Annotated in this window: 23 protein-coding genes and 4 pseudogenes; 15 read left to right on the top strand and 12 right to left on the bottom strand. The window is 62.2% G+C overall.

Going from position 1 to position 26,067, the window contains the following annotated elements; genetic code table 11:
* Positions 1 to 123: 123 nt before the first annotated feature.
* The 5 genes from MF410_RS14535 to MF410_RS14515 all read right to left on the bottom strand — a co-directional run bounded on the left by MF410_RS14535 (position 124) and on the right by MF410_RS14515 (position 4,165).
* A complete protein-coding gene (locus tag MF410_RS14535; RefSeq protein ID WP_097624018.1) occupies positions 124 to 729 on the bottom strand; it encodes a PRC-barrel domain-containing protein in 606 nt (201 codons plus the stop codon).
* A 221-nt stretch (positions 730 to 950) separates the two neighbouring features.
* On the bottom strand, positions 951 to 1,838 hold the full coding sequence (locus MF410_RS14530) for an SMP-30/gluconolactonase/LRE family protein (RefSeq protein ID WP_003588263.1): 888 nt from the start codon (positions 1,836 to 1,838) through the stop codon (positions 951 to 953).
* Positions 1,835 to 2,476, bottom strand: a complete 642-nt coding sequence (locus MF410_RS14525) for a 2-dehydro-3-deoxy-6-phosphogalactonate aldolase (protein ID WP_097624019.1) — start codon at positions 2,474 to 2,476, stop codon at positions 1,835 to 1,837. The genes MF410_RS14530 and MF410_RS14525 overlap by 4 nt, the downstream gene beginning before the upstream one ends.
* 13 nt (positions 2,477 to 2,489) lie before the next feature.
* Positions 2,490 to 3,404, bottom strand: coding sequence for a 2-dehydro-3-deoxygalactonokinase (locus MF410_RS14520; protein WP_097624020.1), 915 nt, complete (start codon positions 3,402 to 3,404; stop codon positions 2,490 to 2,492).
* The gene (locus MF410_RS14515; RefSeq protein ID WP_097624173.1) at positions 3,404 to 4,165 is read right to left on the bottom strand and encodes an SDR family oxidoreductase; all 762 of its coding nucleotides are present in this window, start codon (positions 4,163 to 4,165) and stop codon (positions 3,404 to 3,406) included. The genes MF410_RS14520 and MF410_RS14515 overlap by 1 nt, the downstream gene beginning before the upstream one ends.
* Positions 4,166 to 4,270: 105 nt before the next feature.
* Here MF410_RS14515 and MF410_RS14510 point away from each other — a divergent pair, with 105 nt between their 5' ends.
* From MF410_RS14510 to MF410_RS14460, 11 genes and pseudogenes are all read left to right on the top strand, one after another.
* A complete protein-coding gene (locus MF410_RS14510; RefSeq protein ID WP_097624174.1) occupies positions 4,271 to 5,068 on the top strand; it encodes an IclR family transcriptional regulator in 798 nt (265 codons plus the stop codon).
* A 203-nt stretch (positions 5,069 to 5,271) separates the two neighbouring features.
* Entirely contained in the window at positions 5,272 to 6,006 is a 735-nt protein-coding gene (locus tag MF410_RS14505; RefSeq protein WP_097624021.1) for a LuxR family transcriptional regulator, read from the top strand.
* Between the two features lie 523 nt (positions 6,007 to 6,529).
* The gene (locus MF410_RS14500; RefSeq protein WP_097624022.1) at positions 6,530 to 7,714 is read left to right on the top strand and encodes an Mrp/NBP35 family ATP-binding protein; all 1,185 of its coding nucleotides are present in this window, start codon (positions 6,530 to 6,532) and stop codon (positions 7,712 to 7,714) included.
* Positions 7,715 to 8,114: 400 nt separating this feature from the next.
* A pseudogene (locus tag MF410_RS14495) lies at positions 8,115 to 9,093 on the top strand (magnesium transporter CorA family protein).
* 18 nt (positions 9,094 to 9,111) lie between these two features.
* Positions 9,112 to 11,011, top strand: a pseudogene (locus tag MF410_RS14490) (potassium transporter Kup).
* A 265-nt stretch (positions 11,012 to 11,276) separates the two neighbouring features.
* A pseudogene (locus tag MF410_RS14485) lies at positions 11,277 to 12,484 on the top strand (cell wall hydrolase).
* Positions 12,485 to 12,755: 271 nt separating this feature from the next.
* Positions 12,756 to 13,094 (top strand): AtpZ/AtpI family protein, encoded by a 339-nt coding sequence (locus tag MF410_RS14480; protein WP_097624025.1) that lies wholly within the window; start codon positions 12,756 to 12,758, stop codon positions 13,092 to 13,094.
* 62 nt (positions 13,095 to 13,156) lie between these two features.
* Positions 13,157 to 13,908: pseudogene (locus MF410_RS14475) on the top strand (F0F1 ATP synthase subunit A).
* A gap of 67 nt (positions 13,909 to 13,975) precedes the next feature.
* Positions 13,976 to 14,203 carry a F0F1 ATP synthase subunit C gene (locus MF410_RS14470; RefSeq protein WP_003545854.1) on the top strand — a complete coding sequence of 76 codons (228 nt, stop codon included), beginning with the start codon at positions 13,976 to 13,978 and terminating at the stop codon, positions 14,201 to 14,203.
* 77 nt (positions 14,204 to 14,280) lie between these two features.
* Positions 14,281 to 14,904 carry a F0F1 ATP synthase subunit B gene (locus MF410_RS14465; RefSeq protein ID WP_097624027.1) on the top strand — a complete coding sequence of 208 codons (624 nt, stop codon included), beginning with the start codon at positions 14,281 to 14,283 and terminating at the stop codon, positions 14,902 to 14,904.
* A gap of 3 nt (positions 14,905 to 14,907) precedes the next feature.
* Complete coding sequence (locus tag MF410_RS14460; RefSeq protein WP_097624028.1) at positions 14,908 to 15,399, top strand: F0F1 ATP synthase subunit B; 492 nt, start codon at positions 14,908 to 14,910, stop codon at positions 15,397 to 15,399.
* Between the two features lie 134 nt (positions 15,400 to 15,533).
* On the opposite strand, the gene MF410_RS14455 is transcribed toward MF410_RS14460, so the two are convergent.
* Positions 15,534 to 16,223: a ribonuclease HII gene (locus tag MF410_RS14455; RefSeq protein WP_003588235.1), complete on the bottom strand. Its 690-nt coding sequence runs from the start codon at positions 16,221 to 16,223 to the stop codon at positions 15,534 to 15,536.
* A 270-nt stretch (positions 16,224 to 16,493) separates the two neighbouring features.
* On the bottom strand, positions 16,494 to 17,651 hold the full coding sequence (locus MF410_RS14450) for a PA0069 family radical SAM protein (RefSeq protein ID WP_097624029.1): 1,158 nt from the start codon (positions 17,649 to 17,651) through the stop codon (positions 16,494 to 16,496).
* A 138-nt stretch (positions 17,652 to 17,789) separates the two neighbouring features.
* Here MF410_RS14450 and MF410_RS14445 point away from each other — a divergent pair, with 138 nt between their 5' ends.
* Both MF410_RS14445 and MF410_RS14440 read left to right on the top strand, forming a co-directional pair.
* Complete coding sequence (locus MF410_RS14445; RefSeq protein WP_097624176.1) at positions 17,790 to 18,308, top strand: glycosyl transferase; 519 nt, start codon at positions 17,790 to 17,792, stop codon at positions 18,306 to 18,308.
* Positions 18,309 to 18,696: 388 nt separating this feature from the next.
* Entirely contained in the window at positions 18,697 to 19,011 is a 315-nt protein-coding gene (locus tag MF410_RS14440; protein ID WP_097624031.1) for a hypothetical protein, read from the top strand.
* Positions 19,012 to 19,029: 18 nt separating this feature from the next.
* Here the strand turns inward: MF410_RS14440 and moaB are convergent, their stop codons facing one another.
* From moaB to MF410_RS14420, 4 genes are all read right to left on the bottom strand, one after another.
* On the bottom strand, positions 19,030 to 19,581 hold the full coding sequence (moaB, locus tag MF410_RS14435) for a molybdenum cofactor biosynthesis protein B (RefSeq protein ID WP_097624032.1): 552 nt from the start codon (positions 19,579 to 19,581) through the stop codon (positions 19,030 to 19,032).
* Complete coding sequence (locus MF410_RS14430; protein ID WP_097624033.1) at positions 19,581 to 20,477, bottom strand: 4-(cytidine 5'-diphospho)-2-C-methyl-D-erythritol kinase; 897 nt, start codon at positions 20,475 to 20,477, stop codon at positions 19,581 to 19,583. Before MF410_RS14430 ends, moaB begins: the two co-directional genes overlap by 1 nt.
* Before the next feature lie 12 nt (positions 20,478 to 20,489).
* Positions 20,490 to 22,322 (bottom strand): tetratricopeptide repeat protein, encoded by a 1,833-nt coding sequence (locus MF410_RS14425; protein WP_097624034.1) that lies wholly within the window; start codon positions 22,320 to 22,322, stop codon positions 20,490 to 20,492.
* 133 nt (positions 22,323 to 22,455) lie between these two features.
* Positions 22,456 to 23,472, bottom strand: a complete 1,017-nt coding sequence (locus MF410_RS14420; RefSeq protein WP_097624035.1) for a polyprenyl synthetase family protein — start codon at positions 23,470 to 23,472, stop codon at positions 22,456 to 22,458.
* A gap of 108 nt (positions 23,473 to 23,580) precedes the next feature.
* On the opposite strand from MF410_RS14420, the gene MF410_RS14415 reads away from it, so the two are divergent.
* Both MF410_RS14415 and MF410_RS14410 read left to right on the top strand, forming a co-directional pair.
* Positions 23,581 to 23,808, top strand: coding sequence for a DUF2007 domain-containing protein (locus MF410_RS14415; protein ID WP_012556751.1), 228 nt, complete (start codon positions 23,581 to 23,583; stop codon positions 23,806 to 23,808).
* A gap of 7 nt (positions 23,809 to 23,815) precedes the next feature.
* The gene (locus tag MF410_RS14410; protein WP_097624036.1) at positions 23,816 to 24,592 is read left to right on the top strand and encodes a methyltransferase; all 777 of its coding nucleotides are present in this window, start codon (positions 23,816 to 23,818) and stop codon (positions 24,590 to 24,592) included.
* Between the two features lies 1 nt (position 24,593).
* Here MF410_RS14410 and MF410_RS14405 read toward each other — a convergent pair whose 3' ends face one another.
* Positions 24,594 to 25,934: an Nramp family divalent metal transporter gene (locus tag MF410_RS14405; RefSeq protein ID WP_097624037.1), complete on the bottom strand. Its 1,341-nt coding sequence runs from the start codon at positions 25,932 to 25,934 to the stop codon at positions 24,594 to 24,596.
* Between the last annotated feature and the right edge of the window lie 133 nt (positions 25,935 to 26,067).

Genomic DNA, 26,067 nt, shown 5'->3' with positions numbered 1-26,067 from the left:
AGTGTGAGCGGTTTATCATGCTCCAAAGACCGACATAGCAAAAAGCGATGGCGCCCCTAGGAGCGCCATCGCCTACGCTATACTACCGCGCGGTATATCTGGCCGGGCTGGCTAAACGCCAACTTACTTGGGCGTTGTCGAGCCGGTGGCCGTGGTGTCGGTGCCGGTTGCAGCCGGAGCCTTTTCGGCCGACTGCATGGCCAGCGTCTTGAACTCAGGTGCAGCCTTCAGCGATTCAGCCGTTTCGCTTGTCGTCAGCTTGACGCTGCCATCCTGAGTATTCTGGGCGACCGTGATCTTCTCCATCGGGACGGCGACGTTCTTTTCGCCGATACCGAGGAAGCCGCCGACGCCGACGATCGCAGCAACGAAACCGCCGTCCTTCTTGAGAATCAGGTCGTTGACGCTGCCGATGCTTTCATTGTTGCCGTTATAGACCGACTGGCCGATATAGGTGTTGGCGCTGACCTGGTCCGGAGATTGCTCCGTGATATAGCCGGCCTGCGCCGTGTCTGCCGTCGGGGCTGCAGCCGGAGCCTGTGCGGCATCGCCTGCGGGCTTGGTGACGTCAGGGGTCATCGGCTTCGGTGCTGCCGGATCGGCCGGAGCCGCCTGTGTCGGAGCGGCCGGGTCCGCGGGCTGCGGCGCCGCCTGCGAGAATGCCGCCGGTGCGAAAGCCGTGGCAAACAGTGCGCCAGCGGCAACGGTCGTCAAGAGTTTGCGTGTCATTTCGAACCTACCTTCAGTTCCTAGAGTGGTCGCTGACGCGGCAATTTCTGTTTCATTGCCGCGCCGGTTCGAAAGGAAAATGACTGGTGCGCCGAATGGTTCCGGTTGAAAACACGGAAAATTTCTCGATTTTCACGGAACATTTATCGCGCAACCGCCACCAGAGCGAGAAAAGGCGCCTCCGGCCGGAAGCGCCTCTGATTGTTACGGGCAAGCTGTCTTCAGATCACGTAGACCGGATCGAACACGCCTTTCACCTCGATGCCGAGTTCGAGCAGCGCGCCGGCGCTCGGCTGCGCAGAACGGGCATCTTCGTCGAGGCCCTCCCAGGCGGTCGTCACTGCCAGCCGGTCGGCATTGACGCCGATGAAGGCGGGGCAGGAGGGCTGGACGGCGGGAACCTTATAGCGCGAGATGCGCAACCCGTCGGGATTGTAGCGGTCGACGACGCCAGCACCCCAGCGGGAATTCCAGATATAACCATCGGCATCGACCACCGAGCCGTCGATGTCGCCGGGCTCGTCGGCGCTGTCGACCAGCACGATCGGTTCGCCCGAGGGCATGCCGGTGTTCGGATCGACCATGACGCGCATCAGTCGATTAAGGCGGGAATCCGTATAATAGCCGATCGTGCCGTCCGGCGAGAAGCAGATCGAATTCGGGATGCTGATGCCGTTGAAGATCTTCGTCACCTTGCCGCCGGCGACATGATAGATGGCGCCGGCCTGGTTTTCCGCCCGCTTGCTCATTGTGCCGATCCAGAGCGCACCGGAAGGATGGGTGCGGCCGTCGTTCGAACGGTTCTCCGGCCTGTCGTTTTCGAGCGCGGCATAGAAGGTGAGGTTGCCGCTCGCCACATCGCGAACGAAAAGCCCTTCCTCCGTCGCGATCAGCTGCCGGCCGGCGTCGATACGGGCAAGCACGCTCGCCATGGCAGGCAATGGATGCACCTTTTTGGCGCCCGTCGAGAGATTGAGCTCGTGCAGTTCCTTGCCGAGGATGTTGAACCACCAGACGGTGTTGCTGTCCGGATCATAGGTCGGGCCTTCGCCGAGAACGGAATTGGTGTTGCAAAGGGTCTTGCCCTCGAACTCGTAGATATCGGTCATACGCTCACGCTCCCAATGGCTGCATCATAGGCGTAAATGGTCGCCTTGGCGCGCTCGGCAACCTCTGATGCGGTCATTCCGGGCTTGTAGAGGCTGGTGCCGAGACCGAAGGCGAAGATGCCGGCCTTGGTGTAATCGCCGAAATTCTTGTCAGACACGCCGCCGACGGCGGCAATCGTCAGTTCCGGCGGCAGGATCGCCCGGATCGCCGTGATGCCGGAAGGACCGAGCACGCTTGCCGGAAAGAATTTGAGACCGGTGGCGCCGGCCCGCGCTGCGGCGAGCGCCTCTGTCGGGGTAAAGACGCCAGGCATCGTCACCATGCCGTATTGGCGCGCCCGGATGATCACCTCGGGCTCGACATTCGGCGTGACGAGCAGCGTGCCGCCGGCCGCATGCAGGCTGTCGACCGCCTCGACCGTCAGCACCGTGCCGGCGCCGATCAGCACCTCGGGCGGCGCCATCTTGGCGGCGATCTCGATCGATTTGAACGGTTCCGGCGAATTCAGCGGGATCTCGATCGCCATCAGGCCATTGTCGATCAAGGCGCCGACCACGCTTTCGGTCTCGTCGGGCCGGATGCCGCGAAGGATGGCGATCAGCGGGCGCTTCATGTCGGGGAAGGGGATACGCTTCATCGTGTCGGCTTTCTCAATTCGGCCAGATGGCTTCGGCGGCGGCCGAAAGCCCGCGGCGCACGGCGGCGTCCGCATCGATGGCGGTGAAGGGAAGTGAAAGGGTTTTGAAGGCCTGTTCATAGAGCGCCTGCAGGCGCCCGGAAGCGACCAGGGTGATGCCTGAGTTGGCCGCCTCCTGCAGCGCACCGGCGATTTCGAGACCGATCAGCGTGCCGGAGAGGCGGGCCTGCGCGGCAGCGGCGGAGATTCCGTGCAGGAGCTGCCCCGAGCGGGCGGTAAAGAGCAGATTGGAGGCAAGCGCGGGCCGCGCGAAAGCGGCCGAGACCGCCGCCTCGAAGGCGGGCGCATCGGCCGGCTGCTCCTCGGCGCCGGCAACGGCATGCGAAAGGATCGTGTGTTTGCTGATGACGTCGAAAAGTTCGCCGGTCATGAAGGTCGAAAAACCGGTGACCTTGCCGTCGCCCACATGCACCCACTTCGAATGGGTTCCGGGCATGCAGACCGCCTGGGCGCCCGCGCTTGCGCTGCCGAGCGCGCCGAGAAGCTGGGTTTCCTCGCCGCGCATGACGTCGGGTGTCGCCATATCCCGCTGGGCAAGGCCGGGCAGGATGCGGATGTCACAGCTTTCGCCTGGCACGGAGACCGCCCCGGTGAGGACGGAGGCAAGGGGCGCCGGCACATCGATATAACCGGCCTCGACCCAGCCCTGCCGTGCGCCGGCCATGCCGCAGATGATCACCGGCAGGTTTTCCGGCGCCTCAATGGCTGTGAGATGGCCGGTAAGCACGGTGGAAAAGCCGGTCTTTGCCGCGCTCGTCATGCCTTCGCCGCTGCGGCGTTCGGCAAGGATGGTGCCGTCCCTACCCATGAGCCAGAGCCGGAAGCTGCTGGTGCCCCAGTCCACCGCGACATAAGCGGGATTTGCCATTACAGAACGCCTCCATCGACAATCAGGGACTGGGCGGTCATTCCAGCCGCACAGTCGGATGCAAGAAACAGGCACGGACCGACGATCGCATCGGGCTTGAGCGCGATCTTCAGGCACTGGTCCTCGACCGAGCGCGCAATGCTCTCCTCGGTGAGCCAGTGCTGCATCTGCCGCTCGGTGACGACCATGCCGGGCAGAATGCAGTTGACCCGGATGTTCTCCGGCCCGAGCCTGCCCGCCAGGCTCTTCGTCAGCCCGACGACCGCCGCCTTGGCTGCCGCATAGGCGGGAAAGCCACCCATGTTCAGCTTGAAGGCAATCGACGACATATTGATGATCGCCCCGCCGCCGGCCACCCGCATCGGTGGCACGACTGCCTGCGAGGTGAAGAACACATGCTTGAGGTTGACCGCCTGGTTGTTGTCCCAATAGGCCTCGGTCACCGCGTCGAATTCATGGCGGTCGTCCCAGGCGGCATTGTTGACCAGCACGCGGATCGGCCCTGAGCTGGCAATGACGCTATCGACCGTGCGCCGGATCGCCTCGATGTCGCGCAGATCGGCATGGTGAAAGGAGACTGGATGCATGGTCTCCTGCGACAGCCTTTCGGCGAGTTCGCGGCCGGCAGCCTCGGCGATATCGATGAACGAGACCTTGGCGCCCTGGCGCGCGAAGCCTTCGACGATCGCAGCACCGATGCCCGATCCGCCGCCCGTCACCAGCACGGTTCGATCTCTGAACTCCGGAAATTGTGCTGGCATCGCCGTCGCCTTTTGATATTCAATGCGTTCCATTATTTGGAACTATATTTGACTATATGGAATTATCAAATTATGCTGGCCTTGCTGTCAAGGGCGGACGAGACGATGAATTCAAATAGCGAAAGCATGGCGCAGAGCCGCGAGACCGGCACGCTCGGCAAACTGATGGTTCTGCTCGATCTCGTCACCCATGCCGATGCGCCGCTGCGTTTCACCGATATCCTCGCCCTTGCCGGCCAGCCGCGCGGCACCTTGCATCGCCAGCTGAGCCATCTGGTGGAGGAAGGGTTGCTTGAGCTTGATGGCGACGGCCGTTATGCGCCGGGCCTGCGCCTGCTCGATTTTGCGGCACGCAGCTGGGCGCGCAATGAATTCCGGCTGATTGCCGAGCCGCACCTTGCCGCTCTGCAGCAGGCGACCGGCGAAACGGTGCATCTCGGTGTTTTGAGGGGCCAGTCGATCATCTATCTCGACAAGGTCGACGGTCGTCAGCCGGTGCGCATGTATTCGCAGATCGGCAATGCCTCGCCCTGCTACTGCACCGGTGTCGGCAAGGCCGCCCTGTCCCTGCTACCGGCCGATCTCCTCGCCGATCTCCTCGCCGGCCTCAACTTCATCGGCTTTACCGCCTCGACCCATCTCTCGGCAGAAACGCTGCTTGCCGAAATCCGCGAGATCACCGACCAGGGCTATGCCTTCGACCGCGAGGAGCATGAGGCCGGCATCCGCTGTGTCGCCGCTCCGCTATGGTCGCAGGATCGGAGCTTTATCGGCGGCATTTCGATTACCGGCCCGGCCTATCGTCTGTCGATGGAACTTCTGTGCCAATGGACCGTTCCAGTTCAGCTGGCAGCTGGGAGGATCATGGAAGATATGCGCGTTCGGCTCGGCCCGCGCCGCTAAATGCGATCGGAGAGCATGCTTATGATGAGGGCGATATTGAGATTTTCGGGCGAATCACGACAACTGCAAATAGTCCGCGAAATCGATTAACCACCTGCCGGCCGAACGCCTCTGCGGCGAGGCCGATTCCATGTGATCCAATCAGCGATCGTCATTCCCCGAGGCAATCGAACCGGCCGTTGCGCCGAAGATGAAGAAATGTGATGGCACCCTTGTCGCAAACATCCCAGGAAGACGACGATTACATCCAGGAAATAGCCGGCCTGAAGACCCAGTTCGATATTTTCCGGTTCCTGAAACGTGTGACGGAAGCCTATCGCAGCCGTGCCTTCCTGGTTCTCAATCTGCCGCCGGTCACCTCCCTGGATATCCAGGGCAGCACCGTCATCACCAGTTGGCCGGCCGAGCTTCTGGCGCTCTACGACCAGGAGGGACTGCTGGTCAACAGCCCGGTTCTCAGGCGGCTCAGAACATCGGCGCGGCCCTTTTTCTACGACATGTCTCGCGAAAACTGGTCGCGCGACGACGGCAAGTCCATCCTCGTCGCCTCGCTGTTCGAACGTTTCCGGATGATGCGCGGCGCCTATTTCCCGACGCATGAGCCATCCGGCGTGCGCGGCGCCATCTCTTTCGCCGGCGACCGCGAGCCCTTCAGCCCGGCGGAGATGCGCGAGCTTTGCTATATCTCGATCCATGTCTATGACAGGCTTGCCGAGATCCGCAACCTCGACACGCGCATTACGGACACGCTGACCGACCGGGAAATCGATTGCCTCAACTGGACAGCGGCTGGCAAGACCAGTGCGGAAATCGCCGAAATCCTCACCCTCTCCGAGCACACGGTCAATCACTACCTCAACCGTGCCACCAAGAAGCTCGATACGGTCAATCGCACCCAGGCGGTGGCCAAGGCGCTTCGGATCGGCCTGATCAAATAAGGTGCAAAAGGCATAGCGGGTCTTCGCCGGGCGCCCAGCGCTTGGGCATATGGCGGCCGTCCCAGCCGGCGTTTGCGCCATTTCCGCCGATTTTCCGTCTGGCACGCTTTCTGCTTCTCTTTTGCCAGAGGCCCAGAGGGGACTTGGACCAGCGCCAGGAAATGGCGCGGCCGCACACCGCTGCCCGACGCCGATGCCGCTTTTCCCAAGCCTTCGGTGTCGGCGGCGGTTGTTGCGTTTTGGCACCGCCTCTTGCACAGCTGCGCGCCATTTGGCCCTCCCGCTTCATTTTTCGCTGGCCTTTTTGTCGGCTTGCTCTAGTTCGCCCCGGATTGCGCCGGTTCTCGGGGAGACCGTTGCGGCCATCAGGGCGAAAGCCCGGCGGACTTGATGGCCGCAACGGATTGCCCGTTCTCCCCGGCGCTTTTTGCAAGCCGGCAAATCGATTTTCCCGCCGATGATTTTGTTTGGCGAAGGCGTCCGTCTCCACTATCTGTGATCGGGAAGCAGCAGTGAGGGTGGAATGACCGACGTCACCAAGGAACAGGTTCTCGAAACGCTGAAGACCGTGCGTGGACCGGATCTCGAGCACGATATCGTCGAGCTCGGTATGGTTTCCGACGTCTTTATCTCCGACGGCAAGGTTTATTTCTCTATCACCGTTCCGGCCGATCGTGCCAAGGAGCTGGAGCCGATGCGGCTCGCCGCCGAGCGCGTCGTCAAGGCAATGCCAGGTGTCAAGGGCGCGCTCGTCGCACTGACCGCAGACAAGAAAGCTGCCGCCGCCGCTCCGGCTGCCCGCCCGGTGCCGAACCCGTCGCACGGCCATGCCGGCCACGATCATCACGGGCATGACCATGGTGGCCATGCGCACGCGCCGCAGCAACAGCCGCCGCGGGCCGGCAAGATCGGCGTCCCCGGCATCGGCGCCATCATCGCCGTCGCCTCGGGCAAGGGTGGGGTCGGCAAGTCGACCACCGCCGTCAACCTGGCGCTCGGCCTGCTTGCCAACGGTTTGCGCGTCGGCATTCTCGACGCCGATATCTATGGTCCCTCCATGCCGCGGCTGTTGAAGATATCCGGCCGCCCGACCCAGATCGACGGCCGCATCATCAATCCGATGGAGAATTACGGCCTCAAGGTCATGTCGATGGGCTTCCTCGTCGACGAGGAGACGGCAATGATCTGGCGCGGTCCGATGGTCCAGTCGGCGCTCCTGCAGATGCTGCGCGAAGTCGCCTGGGGCGAGCTCGACGTGCTCGTCGTTGACATGCCGCCCGGCACCGGCGACGCGCAGCTGACCATGGCCCAGCAGGTGCCGCTTGCCGGCGCCGTCATCGTCTCGACGCCGCAGGACCTCGCTTTGATCGATGCCCGCAAGGGCCTCAACATGTTCCGCAAGGTCGAAGTGCCGGTGCTCGGCATCGTCGAGAATATGAGCTATTTCATCGCGCCGGATACCGGCACCCGCTACGACATCTTCGGCCATGGCGGCGCCCGCAAGGAGGCCGAGCGCATCGGTGTGCCCTTCCTCGGCGAAGTGCCGCTGACGATGAATATTCGCGAGACCTCCGACGCCGGCACGCCGCTTGTCGCCTCCGAGCCGAACGGCGTCGTCGCCGGCATCTATCGCGGCATCGCCGCCAAGGTCTGGGAGCAGCTCGGCGGCCAGACCCAGCGTCCCGCCCCGACAATCGTCTTCGAATAAGCGCTGTCATCGGCACCCGGGCGGCTGCTCCGAGCGGCCGAATCGCGATCGCCAGTACCCCAAATTGTGGGGGAAACGTGGTGAAAAGCCGCGCTTCACGGAAGATGTCTTGATTATTTCACGGCTTTGCTGCATATGCGCGCGGCGCCATGATGGCGTTTGCTGCAGATGCTCAATGACGGCCGTCCTCGTTTGGAAGATTTCGGCCCGCCTGCAAGTTCGGAGTTGTCTTGTCGATCGAAGGATTGATCGCTGCGATGCGGTGGAGCACAATGCGCATGCCGGCCTTCAAGGTTGGATGCAGCCGGAGTTGTATGACCTTTTTTGATCCGCTTCCGTTGGGACCTGGGACGAGCGACCCTCGCGTTGCCGCGCTGGCGGCCGCATGGAAAGGCTGCCGGTGATCACCGCTTACTGTTCCAATTGCAGGTCGGTCGAGATCCGCGATCTGTCGCATCCCGCATCCTTCCCCGAGGATGTCGTCTGGATCGACATGATCGAGCCGAGCCGCGACGAGGAGCTTTATGTCGAGAAGGTGCTCGGCATCGAGGTTCCGACCCGGGACGACCTCAAGGATATCGAGCCCTCCGCCCGTCTCTACGTCGAAAACGACGCTGTCTTCATGACCGCCTCGCTGCTCTGGAAGGCCGATACCGACGCGCCGACGCTGACCGATGTCGCCTTCATCCTGGCCGGAAACCGGCTTGTCACCATCCGCTACGCCCATCCCAAATCCTTTGCGCTGTTCATCGCTGCCCTCCACCGGCTGCCGGAAAACTGGCGCAGCGGCGCTGCCCTTCTCGCCAAACTGCTGGAGACGATCGTCGACCGCACCGCCGAGATCCTCGAGGTCTCCGTCTCGCGCCTCGATATCCTGTCGATGCATGTCTTCGGCGATCGGGCGAAGAAGACGCGCAAGCCCTCGAATTATCTCAGAGGAGAAGCTGCGCGATATCGCCGGTTATCACCGGATGATCAGCAAGGTGCGCGACAGCCTCGGTTCGCTGTCCCGCCTGCTGACCTTCTTCCACACGATTCCGGCGGTCCAGCAGGACCGCGAGACGAAGGAACTCTGCCGCACCCTCTCGCGCGATATCCAGTCGCTGTCGGAGCATGCCGCCTTCGTTGCAGGCAACATCACCTTCCTGCTCGACGCTTCGCTCGGGCTGATCAACATCGAGCAGAATTCGATCATCAAGATTTTCTCGATTGCCTCGGTGGTTTTCTTGCCGCCGACATTGGTCGCCTCCATCTATGGTATGAATTTTCAGGTCATGCCGGAGTTGGCCTGGGCCGCGGGTTATCCCTATTCGCTGGCCCTGATGGTGATATCAGCCGTCATCCCCTTTTTCTTTTTCCGCTGGAAAGGCTGGCTCTGAGGAGCCTGTTGCAACTTCATGTCCGAAGAGAGCCATCCGAACGAATCCCAGATGACGCCGAAAAAGCTGTTCTATCTTGCGCTCGGTTCCGTCGGTGTCGTCTACGGCGATATCGGCACCAGCCCGCTCTATGCTTTTCGCGAGGCGCTGAAGCCGGTCGCCCATGACGGCGTCACCCGTTTCGAGGTCATCAGCCTGATCTCGCTGATGATCTGGGCGCTGACGATCATCGTCACCATCAAATATGTGCTGTTTTTGCTGCGCGCCGACAACGAAGGTGAGGGCGGAACGCTGTCGCTGCTCGCCCTTCTGATGAAAACCGCCAACGGCCATACCGCCATACTGATGCTGCTCGGCCTGATGGGGGCTGCCCTCTTCCTCGGCGATGCGATGATCACGCCGGCGCTGTCGGTACTCTCGGCGGTCGAGGGCCTGAAACTCGTCACGCCGAGGCTCTCGGAATATATCGTGCCGATTTCGGTGGTGATCCTGGCGCTGCTCTTCGTCGTGCAATCGCGCGGCACCGGCGCCGTCGCCAGGTTCTTCGGCCCGATCACCGCCGTCTGGTTCCTGGTCATGGCTGCCGCCGGCATTTCCCATATCTCCGACGATTTCGGCATCCTCGCCGCCTTCAACCCCTATTATGCCGTCAGCTTTCTGCTGCATGAGGGCTTTTACGGCGTCGTCGTGCTCGGCGCCGTGTTCCTGACGGTGACCGGTGCGGAGGCGCTTTATGCCGATCTCGGCCATTTCGGCCGCCGTCCGATCCAGTGGGCCTGGTTCCTGCTGGTCTTCCCGGCGCTGACGCTGAACTATCTCGGGCAGGGCGCTCTCGTTCTCGGCAATCCGGAGACGATGTCCGATCCCTTCTATCTGATGTATCCGAAATGGGCGCTGCTGCCGGTCGTCATCCTGGCGACTGCCGCGACGATCATCGCCAGCCAGGCGGTCATCACGGGCGCGTTCTCGATGGTGCGCCAGGGCATCAACCTCGGCTTCCTGCCGCGTATGGAAATCCTCTTCACGTCGGAAACCAATACCGGGCAGATCTTCGTGCCGTCGGTCAATGCTGTGCTGTTCATCGGCGTCATCTTCCTGGTCCTGAGTTTCAAGACCTCGGATGCGCTGGCGACCGCCTATGGCATCTCCGTCACCGGTGCGATGGTCGTCACCTCGATCATGGCCTTCGAATTCGTTCGCGCGCGCTGGAACTGGTCGCTTCCGGTGGCGGTGATCGCGCTTGCGCCGCTGGTCGTGCTCGAACTGATCTTCCTCGGCGCCAACCTTTTGAAGATCCACGACGGTGGTTATATCCCGATCCTGATCGCCACCGCCTTTACCGTCATCATGTGGACCTGGCGTCGCGGCACCGCGATCCTGATGGAAAAGACCCGCCACACCGATATTCCGCTCCCCTCCTTCGTCGAGCTCGATCGAGCGCAAGAGCGAACATTCGCCGGCCCAGGTCCCGGGCACCGCGATCTTCCTGACGAGCGACCCGGAATCGGCCCCCGCCGCCTTGCTGCACAATCTCAAGCACAACCATGTGCTCCACGACCGCAACGTCATCCTGACGATCCGCACCGTCAACAAGCCGCGCGTGCCGAGCCACGACCGCTATAAGGTCGAGCAGATTTCCGAGCGTTTCTCCCGCGTTGAACTGCTGTTCGGCTTCATGGAATCCCAAAACGTCTCGCAGGCCCTGGCGACGCTGCGCAAGACGGGGCTGAAGTTCGACATCATGTCGACCTCCTTCTATCTCGGCCGCCGCAAGCTGGTGCCGGACGCCAAATCAGGCATGCCCTACTGGCAGGACCGGCTTTACATCGCCCTTGCCAACGCCGCCGCCAACCCCTCGGACTACTTCCGCCTGCCGGCCAACCGCGTGGTGGAACTGGGGTCGCACGTTATTATTTGACAGGTGCGGGCGACATTCCCGACACGCGTGTCTGCGCTGTCTGGCTGCTTCCGCGACCTCGTCTTCCGTCATGCTCGGCCTTGAGCCGAGCATCCACACGGCATCCACAGCAGCCGCGGCATGGATCCTCGGCTCAAGGCCGAGGATGACGGAGAGTGGGGATGCGTCCCTGTCAAACAAGCCACATTAGAACATGCAAAACTTCGCATGGTCACATTCCGGCACGCCCCGTTAACCCGACGTCAAGGTTAATGAGAGATTTTCGATGGAATGTTCCCGCGTTCCATGCCCGGAGTTGGTGTTGCGTCGAAAGAGCTCTTCCCGTAGCAAGCTGCGTCTTCTTCCCGAGAATTGGGTGTCGCCCGCAATCTTCGGGCTCGCCGGCTGGCTGATCTTCCCGAGCGTCGCGTCTCATGCGGATCTCGCCGCCATGCTCGCCGGTCTCGATCGGGAGGGGAGAACTGGCGCATGGTGCTGACCAATTCGCCGGCCGGCTCGATCCATCAGGCCGAACTTGCCTTTTCCGATCCGGCGGTGACGGGCTCGATCTCGTCGGGTGCCGGCATGGTGCTTCCCGATGGCCGCAAGGTGGCTTTCAGCAAGGAAAAAGGCCACGAGGACACGCCCGACGAGGATCGCGTCAACCGCGGCACCAAGAAAGGCCGCGTTGTCGCCGTCGAGAAGATGCAGCCGCCCAAGGATTTTTCCGCCGGTTCGATCCTCGAGCGCACCAGGATGCTCTTCACCCCGAGTTTCGATCTCAAGGACAGGTCGGTTTTCGTCAAGCCGAAGATCCAAGGCAAGGAAATCGAGATCGCCACTTCTTTCTATAAGAAGCAGCCGGTGGTGACCGATAGTGGCGTGCCGGCAATGCTCGCAAGCCTCGTCACCAGCGACAAGGCCGATGTCCTGGCCACGGCCTATGGGCCGCCGGCGCCCGACTATTCCCGCCAATCGCCTTTCGATTCCATTCTGACCGAGCAGGATAGCGGCCGCTTCGTCCCGCAGATCGGCCCGCGCGACCATGCCTGGGCCGCCAGCATATTGTCGCCGAGCGTCTTTTCCGCCCGCGAGCAGCAGTGCCTTGCCTCCGGCATCTATTTCGAGGCGCGGGGAGAATCGGTGAAGGGACAGGCGGCCGTCGCCCAGGTCATCCTCAACCGCGTCCGCAACCCGTCCTATCCGAAAACCATCTGCGGCGTCGTCTACCAGAACGAGGACTGGCGCAACCGCTGCCAGTTTTCCTTCGCCTGCGACAGCATCAAGGACAGGGTGAACTCGGAATATCACTGGCGGATGGCCCGCGATGTGGCGATGGCGGTGACATCAGGTAAGATCTGGCTGCCGCAGGTGGGCTCGGCGACGCATTACCATGCCGTCTATGTCAGGCCGAAATGGGCAAAGACGATGGAAAAGGTCGGCCGCATCGGTCTTCACGTCTTCTATCGCACCTATGGCGGCGGCTGGAGCTGAGATAATTCGCTCGGGCAAGCGGATTTGCCGGGCTGAAAAGCGGATTCTTTCCATCGAATTTAACAGATCGCCCCAGAAACGACTTATCTCTTTGATTTGACAAAACTATTTTATGGCTGGACAGAAGCTGCCTACGCCTTGACTATACCAGTCCCTAAAACTATGTTGCGCGCGACTTCAGAACGGGCCGGAAGGGTTTCAACCTTCGCGTCCGGGGTCCGAATGACCGGGGTAGCGGGAGTGCGGGCGACGGGCAGGCGAGGAGAGATCCATGGCGGATGACCGCGAAGAAAGTCTTGAGAAGCGCCGTGCGCAACTGGAAGCGAAACTCGCGACCAAGCGCGTGGAGGCGAAAGTGGAAGAGGCAAGCGAAGCCCGTTCCGAGGTAAGCCGCAAAGGTTATGCCCAGGCGATGAAGCTTTCCAGCGAGTTCATTTCCGCAATCGTCGTCGGTGCTGTCCTTGGCTATGTCTTCGACCGTTTTGTTGGCACGGCGCCTTGGGGGATGATTGTTCTTCTGCTTCTCGGATTCTGTGCCGGCGTTCTGAACGTGCTGCGTTCTGCGGGGGTGGTGGCCCATCCTCTGGACGATAAGGACGACAAGAAGTAAGGACCGGTCCCGGTCCAGTGCAATGACCCCGCGTCCTGCGGGCCAAAGAGAGAGAACAAGCGGTGTCCAACGATCCGACTCATCAGTTCCAGATCTTCAAGATTGTGCCGATCGAAATCGGCGGGATTGATTTCTCGTTCACCAATGCATCGCTCTTCATGGTCGCTTCGGCCGCCGTGGCCGTAGGCTTCCTCTATTTCGCAACCTCGAACCGCGCCATCGTACCTGGCCGTTCGCAGTCGGTTGCGGAAATGTCCTATGAATTCATCGCCAACATGTTGAAGGAAGGCGCGGGAAAGCAGGGAATGAAGTTCTTCCCGCTGGTCTTCTCGCTCTTCATGTTCGTGTTGACGGCGAACCTGCTTGGCATGTTCCCGTATTTTTTCACGATCACCAGCCAAATCATCGTCACTTTCGCACTGGCGATCCTCGTCATCGGCACAGTTCTCGTCTACGGCTTCTATAAGCATGGCTTCCACTTCCTGAATGTCTTCGTGCCCTCGGGGGTCCCGGGTATCCTGCTGCCGCTGGTCGTCTCGATCGAAATCATTTCGTTCCTGTCCCGCCCGATTTCACTGTCCGTTCGTCTTTTCGCAAATATGCTCGCCGGTCACATTACGCTGAAGGTGTTCGCAGGCTTCGTCGCCTCGCTTGGAGCCCTTGGTGCAGTCGGTGTCGGCGGCGCCGTTCTTCCCTCATCATGACCGTCGCCCTGACCGGTCTCGAGTTCCTCGTCGCCTTCCTCCAGGCTTACGTCTTTGCGGTGCTCACTTGCATGTACCTCAACGACGCAATCCATCCGGGCGGGCACTAAGGATAACGACATCGACGTCATAGGGCGTCAGTCATTCGCCGCAACAACCATTTCAAAGGAGTTCAACATGGAAGCGGAAGCAGCAAAGTACATCGGTGCAGGCCTGGCTTGCTTTGGTATGGCCGGTACGGCTCTCGGCCTCGGCAATATTTTCGGCAGCTACCTCTCCGGCGCACTGCGCAATCCGTCTGCCGCTGACAGCCAGTTCGGCCGTCTGGTATTCGGCTTCGCCGTTACGGAAGCTCTGGGCATCTTCTCGCTGCTCGTCGCTCTCCTCCTCCTCTTCGCCGTCTGATATCGGCGAATAGATGGATCACGGCCTGCCACCGCAAGCCGTGATCCTTTGCATTTGCAGTCCACCTGGAGGTGAGAATGTTTTTTGTGACCCCGGCTTACGCTGAAGAAGCACCGGCGGCAGCGACGGGTACGGATGCGCATGCCGCTCCGGCCGCAGGCGAGGTCCATACCGAGACTGGTGTTGCCGGCGGCGAGCACGCCCGTGGCCCTTTCCCGCCTTTCGATTCGACGACCTTCGCGTCCCAACTGCTCTGGCTGGTGATCACGTTCACCGTCTTCTATTTGCTCATGCAAAAGGTCATCGCGCCGCGTATCGGGGCGATCCTCGACCAGCGTCATACGCGCATTTCCCAGGATCTGGAAGAAGCGGGCCGCCTGAAGGCGGAAGCCGACGCTGCTGTTCAGACCTATGAAGGTGAACTGGCTGCTGCCCGCGCCAAATCCAACGCGATCGGCTCCGCCGCACGCGACGCCGCCAAGGCCAAGGCCGAAGAGGATCGCCGCGCTGTCGAGGCGAGCCTGTCTGAAAAGATTAAGGCTGCCGAGCTCCGCATCGGCGAAATCAAGGCGAAGGCTTTTGCCGATGTCGGCACCATTGCCGAGGAAACCGCGGCTGCCGTGGTCGATCAACTGATCGGCGGCACCGTCGCCAAGGCCGATGTCGCCGCTGCCGTCGCAGCCGCCAAGAAGGAGGCTTGATCGATGGAATTTGCCTTAGACGCAACTTTCTTCGCCTTTGTCGGCCTCGTCCTCTTCCTGGCGCTGGTCGTTTACCTGAAGGTTCCGGGCATGATGGCACGGTCGCTCGACGACCGCGCCGATCAGATCCGCAACGAATTGGCCGAAGCCAAGCGCCTGCGCGAGGAGGCCCAGCACCTGCTGGCCGAATACCAGCGCAAGCGCAAGGAAGCCGAAGCCGAAGCGGCCCACATCGTTGCCGCCGCTGAGCGCGAAGCCGAAATGCTAACCGCCGAAGCAAAGAAGAAGACGGAAGAATTCGTCGCCAACCGCACGGCGGTTTCCGAGCAGAAGATCAAGCAGGCCGAGGCCGAAGCGATGAAGGCGGTCCGTTCCGCCGCCGTCGATCTCGCAATCGCGGCTGCCGAAACGGTGCTCGCCAAGCAGGCCGACGCCAAGGTCCAGTCCGAGCTCTTCGGCAACGCCGTCGGCCAGGTCAAGACGCGGCTCAACTGAGCAGTATCGAATGAAATGAGCAAAAGGCCGGGCATGTCCCGGCCTTTTCTTGTTGATAGTTTCTTTTATGAAATCCGAGCCTGTCCGGTTGGGGAGGGGGCCTGAAGCAGCTCTCGGCAGTCTGGAGTCCAGACCTATTCCGAGATCAGCTCGTCCATCTCAGGACCGTCCTCGACCTTGCGCAGCGGCCGAAAGCTCATCCGGTGCAGGGAGCAGGGGCCGAGTTTTTCGATGCCGGCGCGGTGCTGCGCCGTGCCGTAGCCGACATGAGCGGCAAAGCCGTAATCGGGAAAGACGTGATGGGCGCGCGCCATCATCCGGTCGCGTGTGACCTTGGCGACGATCGAGGCGGCGGCGATCGAGACCGAACGGGCATCGCCCTTGACGACAGCCTGTCCGGGACAATCGAGGCCGGGCGGCACGTCGAGCCCGTCGGTCAGCACGTAGCTTGCCGGGATGGCGAGGCTGCAGATGGCGCGGCGCATGGCGTCGAGGCTCGCCTTACGGATATCCGTCTCGTCGATACGTGTCGAGCTGGAGGAGGCGATCGAGACGGTGGCGGTCGCCAGGATCTGCACGAACAGCTCCTCGCGCCGTTGCGCCGAAAGCTGCTTGGAATCGTTCAGCCCCTCCGGGATGCGCTTCGGGTCGAGGATGACGGCGGCAGCAACGACCGGCCCGGCGAGCGGCCCGCGGCCGGCCTCGTCGGCGCCGGCGACCGGCCAGTGGCCGGCCTTGCGGGCTTTGAGCTCCAGCCGGAAATCCGGCACGAGGGGAACCGCTTGGAACAGCTGGGGAGAATCGGGTGGCGTGCGAGGTTTCATGCGGCTGAACCTCGCACGCCAACCCGATTGCCCGCAAGTCCCCGATCAGGGCGGCGGTCGGGGACCGGGTCCGGCGGATGGTGGCGGTCAGTGCCATCCGCGGGAATTGCGCTCGGGGCTCGAAAACAGGGCGGTTTTTCTGAGCAGCCGATGCGCAAGCTTGAAGCAATTCCGGGAAAAGTGCGGCACGGTTTTCCGTCCGGAATTGCGTAAAAAGTCAAAAAGCAATTCCAGACAAAGCGAGAAGCCAAGAATTGCGTAAGACAAAGCCTAGAGCAGCGACAGCTGCACGCCGCTGCCATCGGGCGGCACGAACAGATCGTCGCGCAGCGGCATGCCGCGCCGCGTCAGGCCGAAACGCCTGGCGGCCATTTCAAAGCGCCGGGCGATCTGCCAGGCATAGGGACCGGCGCCCTTCATGCGCTTGCCGAATTCGGCATCGTAATCCTTGCCGCCGCGCATCGAGCGCACCAGCGACATCACATGCCGGTAGCGATCGGGATAATGCTGCAGCAGCCAGTCGCGGAAGAGCGGGCTGACCTCGAGCGGCAGTCTCAGGATGACATAACTCGCCTCGGCAGCGCCGGCAGCCTTGGCCGATTCGAGGATGCGCTCCAGCTCGTGATCGTTCAGCGCCGGGATCAGCGGTGCAGCCATCACAGCCGTCTGGATGCCGGCTTCCGACAGCGCGTGAATGGTCTCCAGCCGGCGCGGCGGCGTGGCGGCGCGCGGCTCCATCGTCCGGGCAAGCTTGCGGTCGAGCGTGGTGACCGAGATGCCGACGCGCACCAGGTTCTTCGCCGCCATCTCCCGCAGAATGTCGAGATCCCGCAGGATCATCGCTGACTTGGTCACGATCGATACCGGGTGGTTCGCCTTGTTCAAGACCTCGAGAATACCGCGCATGATGCGCCATTCCTTTTCGATCGGCTGATAGGGGTCGGTATTGGTGCCGATTGCGATCGCCCGCACCTTGTAGCCCGGCTTGGCAAGTTCCCGTTCCAGCAGTTTTGCCGCATCCGGCTTGGCGAAGAGCTTCGTCTCGAAATCAAGCCCCGCCGAAAGCCCCATATAGGCGTGCGTCGGCCGGGCGAAACAATAGATGCAGCCATGCTCGCAGCCGCGATAGGGATTGATCGAGCGGTCGAAGCCAATGTCAGGCGATTCGTTGCGGGTAATGGCCGTGCGCGGCTTCTCGATCTGCACGTCCGTCTTGAACGGCGGCAGCTCTTCCAGCGTCTGCCAGCCATCGTCGAAGGTCTCGCGCTGCAGCGCCTCGAACCTGCCTGTCGGGTTCAATCCCGCCCCGCGCCCACGGCGCCGATCGACCTCGATCCGCAGCCCGGAGGACACGATCATCGCATCGGCAATATCTGCCGTATTGGCAGGCGCGAATGCGGCCTGCCCTGCCAAGGACTGCTCTCTCATCGGATTCTCCCGCGGCAAAAGCCATCGCTTCCGCCCGTTTTGATGATTAAATTCCTATCCGCAAAACAAGAACAATGCAAGAACAAAATGCGGAAAACGCCGCTGGCAATAATTTGTACGGCGCATTATGAATGGGCGATGTTGACGGTTGTTCTCGAATGTCAGGATCAGGAAACTGAGCTGGCCCAGACTTTATCGGTATTGGTGGCAGGCGCGGTAGAGGGGCTGGTCAGCGATGTGGTCGTGCTCGATCACGGCTCGCGCGACGGCAGCTCGCGGGTCGCCGACGCCGCTGGCTGCCGGTTTTATTTGCACTGGGATATCAAGGACATCGTCCGCTCCGCCCGCGGCGAATGGCTGCTCTTCGTCGAGCCCGGCGCGCGGCCTCAGGCCGGCTGGATCGACGAGATCGCCGAATATATGGCGCTGAACAAGCTGCCGGCGCGCTTCACCGCCTCGCGCGGCTACCGGCGCCCGTTTCTGAAGCGCATCGGTCGCGCCGCGCCGCCGTTGGAACTCGGTCTGCTGATGCCGAAGAACCAGGCGCTCGCCGCCGCCCAAAGCGGCATGGCCCTTGCCGAATTCGCCAAGGGCCAGAAGCCGCGCAAGCTCGCCAGTGAATTGATTCCTTCCTGGGTGGCGCGCGCCGCTCGGTAGACGATTTCGCTCTCAATCTTGAGCTGGGCTTGACCGCGCATATCTGGTTGGCGCCGAAAACGTCCTCTCCCCGTGAAGAACGGGGAGAGGGGACGTGCCCTGCGAGACGTTAGCGGGGAACGGAGAGGTTGCGGCATATCCCCTTCGCCCCGCAAGCGGGGAGAAGGTGGCCGCAGCCGGATGAGGGGCTGGTCCCGCAATAACGTCGGCGATTGCAACCCACCATCGCGCAAAAGATGGCGCCCAATCGGATTTTGCGCTATAATTCTTCCATGGCGCCGCCGAAGCGCCTCGCTTCGCAACGGATGGCCATGGATGCCGGTGGACGGCAGAACAGGTCGGCGACAATCTCCTCTTCTGCCGGGTTCCCGGCGGAAGGAGGTGCGTCATGGTACGCAATATGCTCTACGGCCTGCTGGCCGTCATATTGCCGACATTGGTGATCGCGCATCCGCATTCGGCAGCATCGCAGACGATGCTCAGTTGCGCAGGCCGATCCGAGGTCGTCAATTTCCTGGACAAGAATTTCGCCGAAAAGCTGACAGCGGTCGGACTGGTCAACGAGAACGCCGTTCTTGAGGTCTATGCCGCCGAAAGCGGCACCTGGACGCTCGTCGTCACGGATGTTCACGGCATAAGCTGCATCCTGCTGTCGGGTGACAGCTGGGAAACGATGCCCACTCTGCCGGGCCTTGCCACATAGCGAGCCGGGTTCGGTAGCCTATTTCATCGCGCCGCGTTTCAGGTGTTCGTCCAGACGCGGCATGATCTCGACGAAATTGCACGGCAGGCTGCGGTAGTCGAGCTGTGCTTTCAAAATGCCGTCCCAGGCATCCCGGCAGGCGCCGGGCGACCCCGGCAGCGCGAAGATGAAAGTGGCGTTGGCAACGCCCGCCGTGGCGCGAGACTGGATCGTCGCCGTGCCGATCTTGTCGTAGGAGATGCGGTGGAAGACGGCGGAAAAGCCGTCCATGCGCTTTTCGAACAAGGGCTCCAGCGCTTCGGGCGTCACATCGCGGCCGGTAAAGCCGGTGCCCCCTGAGGTGATGACGACGTCGATCTCATCCAGCTCGGTCCAGGCCTTCACCCGGGCGGCGATTTTCTCGCGATCATCCGGCACGATCGCCCGGTCGACCAGCCGGTGGCCCGCCTCGGTGATTCGCGCCGCCAGCGTGTCGCCTGACTTGTCCGTCTCCCGCGTGCGCGTATCCGAGACGGTGAGAACCGCAATACCGACGGCGATGAAGGGCCGCTTCTCGTCCAGACCTGCCATCACATGCCTCCCGAAACCGTTTCCGTCGCCTGGAAATACCAGTCGGGCCGCTCGCCGTGAAGGGCTGCAGCCGCTTCTTGCGCCTCAGCCATGTTGGCAAAGATCCCGAAACAGGTAGCGCCGGAGCCGGACATGCGGGTCAAAAGCGCGCCCCGGGTCTGCAGCATCTCAGAGATGACTGCAATCTCAGGCACGAGCTGGCGCGCCGGCGGTTCCAGATCGTTGCGGGCGGCATCGATGACTGCCAGCCAGCCGGCACTCCCGGATACACCGGTTGCGAGGCTCAGGGCCGCGTTGTTCTTTGTCGTCAGCCGGCGGAACACCTCGGGCGTCGCAACACCCTTCAGCGGATTGGCAAGCACCATGGCAAAGGCCGGCAGATCAGCCACGGCCTCGATCTCCTCACCGATGCCACGGGCGATCAGCGGCCGGCTTTCAAGGCACATCGGCACGTCGGCGCCGAGCTTCAGCGCCAGGCTGGCAAGCGCCTCCACCGGCAGGCTCATGCCCCAGAGCCGCATCAGCCCGCGCAATGTCGCGGCCGCATCGGCCGAGCCGCCGCCGATGCCGGAGGCAACAGGCAGGTTCTTTTGCAGGTGGATATGGACGGGGAAGGCGAGGGCGCCGAACTGCTCGCGCAGGAGATCGCGTGCCCGCAGCACCAGATTGGTGCCGCCTTCGCCGGCAAGCATCTCGCTGAAGCGGCCCGACAGGGTGAAGGCGTCGACTTGGGCAGGCAGGAAGCCCAGCCGGTCGCCGCAATCGGCAAAGGTTACCAGCATATCAAGCAGATGATAGCCATCTGCCCGCTGGCCCGTCACATGCAAGGCGAGATTGATCTTCGCGCGCGCCTCTTCGGTGACGCCGAACGCCTCGGCCAGGCCTGCTTCAGGCATGTTTGTCGCCCGTCAGGATTTCTTGTCGACCGGCGGCGGCGTGACCGGGGCCGGATCCGGCTGCTTCTTGTCGGCCGCCTTGGCATCGTCGCTGACGGCAGGCAGGCCATTGGCGACCTTGTCCTTGATCTTCGGGATCTCGGCTGCTTCTGGCTCGGAGGCGAGCGCCCGGTTCCACTGATAGACGGCCTCAAGCTTGCGGCCGACGCGCCAGTAGGCGTCACCCAGATGGTCGTTGATCGTCGCGTCGCCGGCCTTGATCTGGGCGGCCCGCTCCAGCTCGTCGACGGCATCGTCGAAACGGTTGAGGCGGAAATAGGCCCAGCCGAGCGAATCGATGATGTAGCCGTCGTCGGGGCGAAGGTCGACGGCCTTCTTGATCATGCCGAGACCTTCGTCGAGGTTGCGGTTCATGTCGATCCAGGAATAGCCGAGATAGTTCAGCACCTGCGGCTGGTCGGGATTGAGTTCGAGGGCCTTGCGAAAGTTCGGTTCCGCCTGGTCCCACTTCTTCAGCCGTTCATAGGCAATGCCGCGCTGGAAGAAGACGCTCCAGTTGGCGCGGCCGGGAATGGGGCCGATCGCGTCGACCGCCTTGTCGTAATTGGCGGCCATCGCCTCGTAGTCCTTGGCGTCGGAGAGCACGCTGCCATAGGCGAGATAGCTGCGGATATCCTTCGGGTCGGAAGCGATCAGCGCCTGCAGGTGCTTGCGCGCTTCGTCCACCTTGCCGCCCTGGGCTAGGGCAAGGCCGAGCTGCAGCTCGGAGATCCGCCGCATCGGCGAATTCTCCGGCACCTTCTTGTAAAGCGCAATGGCGCGATCCATCTGGTTCTGCTTCTCGGCGATGCCGCCGAGCAGCACCAGCGTATCGGCGCTGTTCGGGTCGAGCGCATTGGCGGTCTGCAGGTAAAGCGAAACGATGTCCTCGGCGCCATCGCGGTTCAGCGCCCCGCCGACCGAGAACAGTACGCCGGCAGCGCCTTCTTCGGCCGTCTTGACCTGTTGCTCCTGCTTCTCGTCTTTTTCGATACTGTCGCGCAGCGCGTTCAGCGGCGCGTAGTTCGGCAGCAGATTGTCGCCGACGGAAACGGCGTCGAGCGCCTTCTGCTTATTGCCTTGTGTCGCTTCGAGACGGGCCAGCGCCATCACTGCGCGCATGAAGGTGTCGGGTGCCGTCGCACCTCCCTCCTTGTCGAGCACGGCATCGTTGAGATGCTTCCGGGCCGATTTCACGTCGCCGGTGGCGATGGCGATTGCCCCGGCATTGTAATTCTGGAAGATGCGGACCCAGTCCGGCCCCTTCATCTTCTCGACCATGGCGAGCGCTTCCTTGCCGCGGCCTGCGCCGACGCGGGCCCAGGCGAGCAGCAGGTCGTTCATCATCCGGTCGAGATCGTTCGGCCCGTTATATTTGAGAATGCTCTCGGCCGTCTTGTAGTCATCACGGCGCACGGCATCCATGCCGCGCACGATCGTGGTAATGCGCTCGACGGACGGATCGCCCTTCAGGTCGTTGGCATATTTGACGCCGTCCTTGATGTCGCCATTGAGCAGCAGCGAGATCATCAGCCGCTGGCGGATCTCGGGATTGCCGGGCTCAATCTGCAGCGCCTTCTTGTAGAGTTCGATCGCCGTCTCGTAGTCATGATCGACATCGGCCGTGCGCGCCGCAAGGAAGGCGCCGGAGAAGGTGGTAACGCTATCGGCATCGAAGCTATCGGTCTTCGCCACATCGCTCGGCTTGGCCGCATCCTCGGCATTCGCGCCGCCGACACCGCTGAGCGAAAGGACAGCGGCAAGCGCTGCGCTCGTAAGAAGACGGATGGCAATTCTCTGCCGCATTAGGAAACCTTTCTTCGACAGCGTCCCGACAATGGTGCCGGTCGCAAAACCAGTTGTGTTCACTGATTCATAACAGGATGGCTTTTTTGAAGCGGCGCCGCAAGAAATTCAGCCTAAGATCAAGGACGTTTGATCAATTGACGCGCTCGATGCAGAAGTCGATCACTTCCATCAGGGAGGATTTCCATACGGTATCGGGCAGCGGCGCCAACGCGTCCCGTGCGATCGTGCCGTAATGAATCGCCCGGCCGATCGTGTCGGCGAGCGTGCCGTATTTGGTGATCAGCCCCAGCGCTTTTTCGAGGTTGGCGTCGGTGCTGTTGCCGGCTTCGATCGCATCGCGCCAGAAGGCGCGTTCGTCTTCGGTGCCGCGGCGATAGGCGAGAATGACCGGCAGGGTGATCTTGCCCTCGCGGAAATCGTCGCCGACATTCTTGCCGAGATCGGCCGCCTTGCCGCCGTAATCGAGCGCATCGTCGACCAGCTGGAAGGCGAGCCCCAGATTCATGCCGTAGGATTTCAGCGCGTTGCGGCCGGATTTGCCGGCCTCGGCGACGATCGGCCCGACTTCGGCGGCGGCGGCAAAGAGCGCCGCCGTCTTGGCGCGGATGACGGAGAGATAGTCGTCCTCCGTCGTCTCCATGTTCTTGGCGACGGAAAGCTGCAGAACCTCGCCTTCGGCAATGATGCAGGCGGCGGAAGACAGGACGTCGAGCGCATCGAGCGAGCCGACATCGACCATCATGCGGAAGGCCTGGCCGAGCAGGAAGTCGCCGACCAGCACGCTTGCCTGGTTGCCCCAGATCATCCGCGCTGTCGATTTGCCGCGGCGCAGGTCGCTTTCGTCGACGACGTCGTCATGCAGAAGCGTTGCGGTGTGCATGAACTCGACCGAGGTGGCGAGCTTGACGTGGTTTTCGCCCCGGTAGTCGAACAGCGAGGCGGCCGCCAGCGTCAGCATCGGCCGCAGCCGCTTGCCGCCGGACGATATCAGATGGTTCGCCACTTCGGGGATCATCTGCACGTCGGAGCCGGCCTTGGACAGAATGAGCTGGTTCACCCGCTCCATGTCCGCCCTGGTGAGATCGACCAATGGCTTGATGGATGCCAGTTTGTTTTTGCTTTCTTCAAGCGGTATGACCACGCCCAACGACCCGGACTCCTGTTCATTCTTTGCATCTGACAATAGAAAGGGGCGATGGACGCGGCAAGGGGTGAATTGTCGCGCAAGGCGAAATTGGAAGGAAAACGACGGCAAATGCATGAACTTATCCGCGCCAACGACGCTGTTCTGCTCTCCTTTGCTGAGAGCTTGATGAAGGATGCCGGAATTCACTGCTTCATCGCCGATCAGGGCATGAGCGTGCTGGAAGGTTCGCTCGGCATGCTGCCGCGCCGCCTGCTCGTGGATGAGGAGATGGCCGATCAGGCCCGCCGCATCCTGATCGACGCCGGCCTCGGCGACGAATTGCGTGACAGGACGTGAGGGGAGGATGACCGGGGAGCCCGCCGAAACCATCGATGCCTTCCATCGCGGCGCCTTCCACCTGGTGCAGCCGAAGGGCAGGGGCCATCGCGCCGGCATGGATGCGATGCTGCTCGCCGCCCTCGTTGCCGACGACCGTCCGGTCAAGGTCGCCGACCTCGGCGCCGGCGCCGGTGCTGCCGGCCTTGCCGTCGCCTCGCGGCTTGCCGATGCTGAGGTGGTGCTGTTCGAGCGCTCGGCCGAAATGGCCGATTACGCCCGCCGCAGCATCCTGCTGCCTGAAAACGCCCATCTTGCTACCCGCGTCAGCGTCGTCGAAGCCGATGTGACGCTGACTGCCAGAGCACGCAACGATGCCGGCCTCATCGATGAGAGTTTCCACCACGTCATCATGAACCCGCCGTTCAACCATGTGGGCGACCGGCGCACGCCGGATGCGTTGAAAGCCGAAGCCCATGCGATGACCGACGGCCTGTTCGAAAGCTGGATCCGCACGGCGGGTGCGGTCATGATCCCGGGCGGGCAATTGTCGCTGATCGCCAGACCCCAATCGATCGCCGAGATCATCGATGCCTGCGGCCGGCGCTTCGGCGGCATCGAAATCACCGCAATCCATCCGCGACAGGGTGAAAACGCCGTGCGTATCCTGGTGACCGCGATCAAGGGATCGCGGGCGCGGTTGTCGCTGCGCGCGGCCCTCATCATGCACGAAGAGGGGAGCCACAAGTTCTCCCCTCTCGTCGACGATTTCAACAATGGCCGGGCGGCCTATGCCAGGCTTTAATTTAGCCGGTGACGAAGTCGAAGAGCAGCTTGACGTTCAGCCCCGCAATTACAACCGCGATCAGATAGGCGATGCCGCTCAGCCAGCGCGGCGCCACGAGTTCGCCCATTTTGGCCTTGTTGGCGGTGAACATGACGAGCGGGAAGACGGCGAAGGAAAGCTGCAGGCTGAGCACTACCTGTGTCAGGATCAAAAGCTGCGCCGTGCCCTGGTCGCCATACCAGATGGTGACGATCGCCGCCGGCACGATGGCGATGGCGCGGGTTATCAGCCGGCGCATCCATGGCGGCAGCTTGATTTTCAGGAAACCTTCCATGACGATCTGGCCGGCAAGCGTCGCCGTCACCGTCGAGTTGAGGCCGCAGCAGAGAAGCGCGATGCCGAACAATGTCGGCGCGATGGCGAGACCGAGCAGCGGCGACAGCAGCGAATGCGCCTCGCCGAGTTCGACGACATCGGTCCTGCCATGCGCATTGAAGGCGGCAGCCGCCAGGATCAGGATCGAGGCGTTGATCAGCAGCGCGAAGCAGAGAGCGACCGTCGAGTCGATCGTCGCATAGGTCAGCGCCTCTTTCTTTTCGGGAACCGTATGGCCATAGGCCCGTGTCTGCACGATGCCGGAGTGAAGATAGAGATTGTGCGGCATGACGGTCGCGCCGAGAATGCCGAGCGCCAGATAAAGCATCTCAGGATTGGTGACGATCTCCGTCGTCGGGAAGAAGCCGGTGACGACGGCGCCCCACTGCGGATCGGCCAGCAGGATCTGCACGCCGAAGCAGATCGCGATGACGCCGAGCAGCGCGATGATGAAGGCTTCCACCCAGCGGAAACCGAGCTTTTGCAGGAAGAGAATGACGAAGACGTCGAGCGCGGTGATCAGCACGCCAAGTTCGAGCGGGATGCCCATCAAGAGGTTGAGGCCGATCGCCGTGCCGATCACCTCGGCGATGTCGGTGGCAATGATCGCGATTTCGGCAAAGGCCCAGAGCGGCACCGAAACCCATTTCGGATAGGCGTCGCGGCAGGCCTGCGCCAGGTCGCGGCCGGACGCGATCGCCAGGCGCGCGCAGAGCGATTGCAGCACGATCGCCATCAGGTTGGAAAGCAGCGCGACGGTGAGCAGCGCATAGCCGAATTTCGAGCCGCCGGCGAGCGAAGTCGCCCAGTTGCCGGGATCCATGTAACCGACGGCGACCATGTAGCCGGGTCCGGCAAAAGCTGCCGCCCGCCGCCACCTTGAGCTATGACGCCCGGTTCCGACGGTGCGATAGACATCTGATAGCGACGCCTCTCCCCGTTCGTGCCGCCAGCCGCGGTTTGCATTCGGATTCAGGGCATCCATACGATTTCCACCTATTAGTCGTGAGTGGCACTATGACGAATTAGAATGATAATGCAAGTCATTCGCAACAAGAAAATCAATCCGCTGTTTTCAGGGCCGATGTTTTCGAGAACGCGGCCATTGCGTTTGTCGT

This window comes from Rhizobium sp. C104, from assembly GCF_022354505.1.
In the GTDB taxonomy this organism is placed as follows: domain Bacteria; phylum Pseudomonadota; class Alphaproteobacteria; order Rhizobiales; family Rhizobiaceae; genus Rhizobium; species Rhizobium redzepovicii.
This window is presented reverse-complemented; position numbering and strand designations above follow the sequence as displayed.

Bases quoted from the DNA above. Each gene is read 5' to 3' on its own strand.
- MF410_RS14535 (WP_097624018.1), bottom strand. From the start codon at position 729: ATGACACGCAAACTCTTGACGACCGTTGCCGCTGGCGCACTGTTTGCC.
- MF410_RS14530 (WP_003588263.1), bottom strand. From the start codon at position 1,838: ATGACCGATATCTACGAGTTCGAGGGCAAGACCCTTTGCAACACCAAT.
- MF410_RS14525 (WP_097624019.1), bottom strand. From the start codon at position 2,476: ATGAAGCGTATCCCCTTCCCCGACATGAAGCGCCCGCTGATCGCCATC.
- MF410_RS14520 (WP_097624020.1), bottom strand. From the start codon at position 3,404: ATGGCAAATCCCGCTTATGTCGCGGTGGACTGGGGCACCAGCAGCTTC.
- MF410_RS14515 (WP_097624173.1), bottom strand. From the start codon at position 4,165: ATGCCAGCACAATTTCCGGAGTTCAGAGATCGAACCGTGCTGGTGACG.
- MF410_RS14510 (WP_097624174.1), top strand. From the start codon at position 4,271: ATGAATTCAAATAGCGAAAGCATGGCGCAGAGCCGCGAGACCGGCACG.
- MF410_RS14505 (WP_097624021.1), top strand. From the start codon at position 5,272: ATGGCACCCTTGTCGCAAACATCCCAGGAAGACGACGATTACATCCAG.
- MF410_RS14500 (WP_097624022.1), top strand. From the start codon at position 6,530: ATGACCGACGTCACCAAGGAACAGGTTCTCGAAACGCTGAAGACCGTG.
- MF410_RS14480 (WP_097624025.1), top strand. From the start codon at position 12,756: ATGGCGGATGACCGCGAAGAAAGTCTTGAGAAGCGCCGTGCGCAACTG.
- MF410_RS14470 (WP_003545854.1), top strand. From the start codon at position 13,976: ATGGAAGCGGAAGCAGCAAAGTACATCGGTGCAGGCCTGGCTTGCTTT.
- MF410_RS14465 (WP_097624027.1), top strand. From the start codon at position 14,281: ATGTTTTTTGTGACCCCGGCTTACGCTGAAGAAGCACCGGCGGCAGCG.
- MF410_RS14460 (WP_097624028.1), top strand. From the start codon at position 14,908: ATGGAATTTGCCTTAGACGCAACTTTCTTCGCCTTTGTCGGCCTCGTC.
- MF410_RS14455 (WP_003588235.1), bottom strand. From the start codon at position 16,223: ATGAAACCTCGCACGCCACCCGATTCTCCCCAGCTGTTCCAAGCGGTT.
- MF410_RS14450 (WP_097624029.1), bottom strand. From the start codon at position 17,651: ATGAGAGAGCAGTCCTTGGCAGGGCAGGCCGCATTCGCGCCTGCCAAT.
- MF410_RS14445 (WP_097624176.1), top strand. From the start codon at position 17,790: ATGTTGACGGTTGTTCTCGAATGTCAGGATCAGGAAACTGAGCTGGCC.
- MF410_RS14440 (WP_097624031.1), top strand. From the start codon at position 18,697: ATGGTACGCAATATGCTCTACGGCCTGCTGGCCGTCATATTGCCGACA.
- moaB (WP_097624032.1), bottom strand. From the start codon at position 19,581: ATGGCAGGTCTGGACGAGAAGCGGCCCTTCATCGCCGTCGGTATTGCG.
- MF410_RS14430 (WP_097624033.1), bottom strand. From the start codon at position 20,477: ATGCCTGAAGCAGGCCTGGCCGAGGCGTTCGGCGTCACCGAAGAGGCG.
- MF410_RS14425 (WP_097624034.1), bottom strand. From the start codon at position 22,322: ATGCGGCAGAGAATTGCCATCCGTCTTCTTACGAGCGCAGCGCTTGCC.
- MF410_RS14415 (WP_012556751.1), top strand. From the start codon at position 23,581: ATGCATGAACTTATCCGCGCCAACGACGCTGTTCTGCTCTCCTTTGCT.
- MF410_RS14410 (WP_097624036.1), top strand. From the start codon at position 23,816: ATGACCGGGGAGCCCGCCGAAACCATCGATGCCTTCCATCGCGGCGCC.
- MF410_RS14405 (WP_097624037.1), bottom strand. From the start codon at position 25,934: ATGGATGCCCTGAATCCGAATGCAAACCGCGGCTGGCGGCACGAACGG.